Genomic DNA, 5,907 nt, shown 5'->3' on the forward strand with positions numbered 1-5,907 from the left:
AAAGTAGATTGAAAATCGGATGAGTAATGAGCATTTTCACGAGTTCTAAACCCGTATAACCGCTGACTCCAATGATTCCGACGTTAATGGCTTTCAAACACGATCTCCTGATATTTCACTTCAAGCACTTCAAAGTTTTTGGTTCCGCCGGGGAGTTTTGCATTCAATTCATCTCCCTCTACGCGACCCAAAAGCTGTTTTGCCAGCGGTGAGTTAAACGAGATAAGACCTCGCTCAGGGTTGCTTTCGCATCCGCCGACGATGGTATAGGTGACCTCTTGGTCGTTGTCTAAATCGGATAGCACCACGGTAGAGCCGAAACTGACACGAGCATGTTCAAGCTCACTCGGGTCCACGATCTGCGCACGTGAAATCACCTCACCCAGTTCAGCGATACGGGTTCCGATGAAAGCTTGTTTTTCACGTGCGGCGTGATACTCGGAATTCTCTTTTAAATCTCCGTACTCTTTGGCACGATCAATTTCAACATTAACGGCCGGCAAGTCTATATTTTTTAGGGTATTCAGCTCATCGCTAAGACGCTGAAACCCGTATTTGGTCATGGGTTCTTTTTGTTCCACAGTTAACTCCGAAGATTGATAATAAAAGGCATTATACCAAAGCTATCGTCTCAATCACCGATGATACTCATATGATTAGGTGATTTTTTTGCGGTTTTTTTCTCCATGGCGAAAGTTCGCTGAAGATGTTCGCTTGAGGTGATCGATTCATCCTTTCCCATACGGACGACAACGGCACTCACACCAAGGAGTTTAAACTCCCGTTTATTCCCCTCTCGATCTTCTCCGAGAATAAAGCCCCGTTCACGATCTGAGGGCTCATAAAACGCTCTTACCTCATCACTGAAAGCGGCTATCAATCGCTCAATCTCGCCGCATACTTTCTCAAACGTATGGGTCTCATCCAAAATTGCCCCCACAAAAAAATCATCCCCTCCGATGTGCCCTTTAAAATAGTCGTTGCATAGAACTTTCTGCATTAGTTCGGCGAACAGCAAGATCACCCGATCTCCGTTTCGAAACCCGTAATAATCGTTATAGGGTTTGAAATGATCAAAATCAAAATAGGTCAATACTGCTTCGGCACCGCTTTCGATCACATACGCGATGTATTCGTTTATTCTGAAATTTCCCGGAAGACGGGTGAGGGGATTTTCATCACGGGCTCGGATAAGATTGCGCTCATGTACCACTTCGATCATTTCGCGTGCACTCAAATACCCAATATAGCGTGAGGACTCCACAACCAACACACCCGGAGCATTTTGGGAAAGGGAGAAGAGTTCGATCATCGTCTCAAGCGGCATTGTCAAATCGACCACGGGGATCGGTTCGATGTAGGTTTCCAGTGTCGAGAGGTTGGAAGAGCGATTTTGGGTTAGTGAGCGCCCATAAGGGGAACAGGCGATCGCTTTGAGCTTGTGTTCATGGATAATCCCTAAGGGGTGCATCGCTCCATCCACAACGGGAACGAGATAGGTCCCTTTTTCATTCAGTAAATCGAGCAAGGTTTCCATCGAATCATTAATAGTAATGGACTTAAGTGGCTCAAGCCGTTTTAAAATAATTTTTTGATTTCCCAACGAGCGTTTCTCTTCCACTAAATTGGTTCCGTTTAGGAGGTATTTTTTGACAATAAGGGAACAATCCAGTGTGGGACGCTGAATAAAATACCCCTGTACCATATGACATCCGATCTCTTTACATACCAAAAGTTCCCGCTCACTCTCAACTCCCTCAGCTACGACACGGCATCCCAGCAACGTGGAGAGCTGAACCATATTTCGAGCAAGGAGCTTTTTTTTAGGGTCTTTGTCGATATCCGTCAGAAAAAACCGATCAATCTTGATAATATTGGGAGTGCAATGATAGAGCAGTTTGTACCCGGACTGCCCGATCCCAAAATCATCGATCGCGATACAAAATCCCTCGTCGCCGTAATGGTGCATCAATTTCGTAAAATGATCAAGATTGAGTATTTCATTATGTTCTGAGAGTTCAAATACGATCGCTTTGGGATCGAGGTTATAGCGTTCAAGGAGACGAAAGGTATTTCCTTTCGAAAAATCGGTCATCTCGAGTACGCGGTTATCAAGATTGTAAAAAAGTTTGAGAGTCTCATACCCTTCGATCAAACAAAACTTTTCCATCACCTTCTCTCGAAGACGCAAATCAAACGAATAAAGGATATTTTCCTCGTACAAACGGTCAAAAAAAGAGAAAATCGTTTCAAATCCGAGAGTATCGGTTCCGCGAAGCAAAGCTTCTACACCGAAAATAGCTCCGGAATGGATATCAACGATCGGCTGAAATGCCACATCCAAGACTTCCAAATAGTGATGATAAAGGGGGTGAAGAGGTTCCATGATAGAGAGTATAAACCGCTCGTATCACAAGAAGGTTACAAAGCTATTTTTCGCAGAGCCAACGAACACATTGCCAGACCGAATGCTCCCGTCACGGCGACAAAACTCCCTTTTTCTTTGATTCGGGGAAGCTCAGAGCTGCAAATACAACTAAAATCCCCTTTGAATTTACGTTTACGCAGTTCATTTCGGATTTTAGAAGCAAAGGGGTCTCCTTCGGTTTTCCAGATGGAGCGTACTTCGATCTTCGTCGGGTCAAGCCGTTTTGCCGAACCGACGGAGGAGATGAGTTTGGGGTAGCATTTTTGGATTAACGCGAGTTTGGCACGCATATCGTCAATTGCATCGAGGATAAGATCATAGGGCTCAAAATCAAACGCCTCGACCCACTCGGGGGTGATTTTTTCGGCAATTGCTATCACTTCGGGGTAATGGGTTTTGAGTGCTTCGACTTTCAACTCCCCCTCGTGCATTTCCGAGTGCATTTGACGGTTTTGATTTGTCACATCGTAGCAATCGAAATCGATGATCGTGATGTCACGTACCCCTGAGCGGTAAAGGCAGTCGAGACAGAAACTCCCGACACCGCCGACACCGAGGAGGAGAATTTTGGCATCATGGAACTTTTCAAAATTCTCTTCGCCGAATACGAGTTTAGTACGGGTATGTCTCACAGCCACTCTCGTAATTGCTGCATCGATTTATAGGCGCTCATGTCGAGTTTGATCGGCGTCAGAGACACTTTCCCCGCCTCAATTGCTTCAAAATCACAGAGTGCCTCCCGTTTTTCGCGCGGCTTATACTCAAGAGGATGGAGTCCGAGCCAGTAGTATTCCATTCCGCGCGGATTACGATGGAGGTGAGCGTCATTGGCATAATAGCGATACCCCGCATACGTAACGGCAAACTCCAGTTCTTTAACATCGTGCGGGATATTCACATTGAGAAATTCGCGCTCGTTCAGCGGAAAGTCTCCGGTCAAAATTTTCTCTGCCAGATGGCGGATCGCCTGTTTCGCCAATGCAAAATCGCCGAGTGGCTGGGTAAAATCCATCACCTGTGAGATAGCAATTGCCGGAACACTATGGAGTACCGCTTCCATCGCTGCCGCTGCGGTTCCCGAATAGGTAATATCCTCACCCATATTGGAGCCTTTGTTAATCCCGCTAATCAGCAAATCGGGTTTGGACTCTTCGAAAAGGGAATGGAGTGCAAGATAGACACAATCGCTGGGCGTTCCGTCATCGAGTTTATAAAAATCATCCCCGACACTGATAAAACTAAGAGGACGTGTCAACGTCAGCGAGTGTCCGCACGCCGATTTCTCCGTCGAGGGGGCAACAACCGTGATTTGTCCTAGTCCGTCCAATGCTTCGATGAGGGCTAAAAGTCCTGCCGATTCATATCCGTCATCATTGGTGATCAAAATTTTCTTCATCTATTTCCTTTTGGTTTTTACAGGGACACAAATAAAACAGTTGCGGTTTTCTCGCCGCTCATACGCAAGAACATAATCGTGCTCTTTTAAAATCGCATCGACGATATAAAGCCCCAATCCAAAACTGTCTTTGGTCGGATGCTCTTTCGTAAAAGGTTCGATGTAATAGCTCAACGGTTTCTTGAGCGGTTCACCCTCATTCGCGAAAATGATCTCCCCCTCTTCCATCCAAATCTCCATCTTTTTTTCGGGAGAGTATTTGATCGCATTATCGATCAAATTTTTCACTGCCGTTACAAAAAGACGGTAATCGGCTTCAACTTTGATCGATGCATCAATATGACGATCAACCGCTTCATACTCTACCATCGCAAGATCGATGGCGCCGTCGATGATATCGATAAGCCGATACTCTTTTTTCTCATGGTATTGGTTTCCGGATGTAATCTCTTCGAGCAGTGCAAACTCTCCGATCAATGATTCAAGACGCTCAAAAATCCCTTCAAACCGCCCTCGCTGTTTCTCATCACTCAGCATCGTTGCAACAATCCGCCCTTTGGCAATAGGGGTTTTAAGTTCATGCATAATATTGCGCAAAAATAGGGTACGAGACTCGATAAGGGATCGGATTTTGTTTTGGGTCGAATCGAGTTCGTTGGCGATAAGAGCTATCTCATCGCTCCCATCGGTACGGAATCGCACCCCCATATCCCCTTCTCCGAAACGGGCAATTTGTTTTCGCAAACGGCGCAAAGGGCGCAAACGATAAATAATAAGGGCAAATGAGACGAGCAAAATCGCCATAATCGTCCCATACGCTGAAAGAAGATTGACCGGACGATAAGGCTCGATACTCCGATCTTCAAGCAATACACTGTGACGGGAAGATTCAACCCAAAAATAGATATGACCTCGATGCTCGATCATTGATGTAATAACCTGCTGGGCTACGTGAGTTTCAAGAGGAAAATCTGAAAGAGCATACTCCTCCATCATTTCATCCCCGTTTCCGTCACTTTTCAGAACTCTCCCTTGACGGATTATCGTCTCATACGCCGTCTCATCGGTTATCTCTTCAAGATCATAGAGTGCCAAATTGGCTTCAAACATCGGTTGAGACGTCTGTTTAATAATATACGTATGATAGATTTGACTGATGAGAGAGTGTTTGGTGAAAATGTTGTCAATATGTTTGGCTCGGTTCGTTTCATAGAGCTGATAGAAGGTATAACTGACACTCGATACGGTCACCACCATCGCGAAAACAACGGTTGCAAGAACCGCATTGTTTTTAATCATTTTAGAAGTTTGTAGCCGATGCCACGAATCGATTCGATAAGGGATTTATCCCCAAGCTTATTACGGATACGTCCCATCATCACGTCGATGCTTTTGTTGGAGGAGTCTTCATTGATCGCACTCACGTTGTGAATCAAATCTTCTCTCGAAACAACCATCCCCTGCTTTTTTATCATATGGGCCAAAATCCCGTACTCGGCATTGGTGAATTCAAGCGGCCGCCCTTTATAGCTGATTTGCATCGCGGATTCATTGAGTTTAAAATCACAATCGTTCTGAAGTGCGAGTTCCGAAGCGGCATCGTATCGGCGCAATACCGAATGGATACGGGCCTCTAGTTCTCTCGGATCGTAGGGTTTTGGGAGATAATCGTCCGCACCGAGTTCGAGTGCGTTGATTTTATCGGTGACATCGGAACGAGCTGAGGAGATGATAATGGGGATATTCTGGCGCGCGCGGATCGCTTCGCATACCTCCAACCCATCCATACCCGGTAAGGTTAAATCCAAAATGACCGCATCAAATTTCTCTAATTTGAGAATGCTCAGCGCTTTGAACGGATCATCTTCCGTCGTTACATCGAATTGGTACTGTTCTAAAAATTCGGTGAGGATCTCGGCAAGCTCGAGATCGTCTTCTATCATTAATATTTTACTCATAAGCGTATTGTAACAAAGTGTGGTTAATGATTACCTAACTCAGCCACAACACCAGATGATACGCAACATACGCCAGCGAGTAAGCAACAATCGTGGTGAAGAGAAACAGATACCCGAAGTATTTA

At 45.4% G+C, this 5,907-nt stretch carries 7 protein-coding genes; all 7 read right to left on the reverse strand.

All coding sequences use genetic code 11. The annotated features are described in order from the left end of the window. Nucleotides 1–97 (reverse strand): hypothetical protein (locus A2517_RS06225; protein WP_294895205.1); only part of this gene is annotated, 97 nt, incomplete at its 3' end. Continuing rightward, nucleotides 84–581 (reverse strand): transcription elongation factor GreA, encoded by a 498-nt coding sequence (gene greA / locus A2517_RS06230; protein ID WP_294895194.1) that lies wholly within the window; start codon nt 579–581, stop codon nt 84–86. The genes greA and A2517_RS06225, both read right to left, overlap by 14 nt. A 50-nt stretch (nt 582–631) precedes the next feature. Continuing rightward, nucleotides 632–2,386 (reverse strand): GGDEF domain-containing protein, encoded by a 1,755-nt coding sequence (locus A2517_RS06235; protein WP_294895196.1) that lies wholly within the window; start codon nt 2,384–2,386, stop codon nt 632–634. 35 nt (nt 2,387–2,421) lie between these two features. After that, nucleotides 2,422–3,060: a tRNA threonylcarbamoyladenosine dehydratase gene (locus tag A2517_RS06240; RefSeq protein WP_294895198.1), complete on the reverse strand. Its 639-nt coding sequence runs from the start codon at nt 3,058–3,060 to the stop codon at nt 2,422–2,424. Then, nucleotides 3,057–3,824: a 5'/3'-nucleotidase SurE gene (gene surE, locus A2517_RS06245; RefSeq protein ID WP_294895199.1), complete on the reverse strand. Its 768-nt coding sequence runs from the start codon at nt 3,822–3,824 to the stop codon at nt 3,057–3,059. Before surE ends, A2517_RS06240 begins: the two co-directional genes overlap by 4 nt. Beyond that, nucleotides 3,825–5,123 (reverse strand): ArsS family sensor histidine kinase, encoded by a 1,299-nt coding sequence (locus A2517_RS06250; RefSeq protein WP_294895201.1) that lies wholly within the window; start codon nt 5,121–5,123, stop codon nt 3,825–3,827. Beyond that, entirely contained in the window at nt 5,120–5,782 is a 663-nt protein-coding gene (locus A2517_RS06255; RefSeq protein ID WP_294895203.1) for a response regulator transcription factor, read from the reverse strand. The genes A2517_RS06250 and A2517_RS06255 overlap by 4 nt, the downstream gene beginning before the upstream one ends. Nucleotides 5,783–5,907: the final 125 nt, after the last annotated feature.

It is taken from the genome of Sulfuricurvum sp. RIFOXYD12_FULL_44_77 (assembly GCF_001830725.1).
GTDB lineage: Bacteria > Campylobacterota > Campylobacteria > Campylobacterales > Sulfurimonadaceae > Sulfuricurvum > Sulfuricurvum kujiense_A.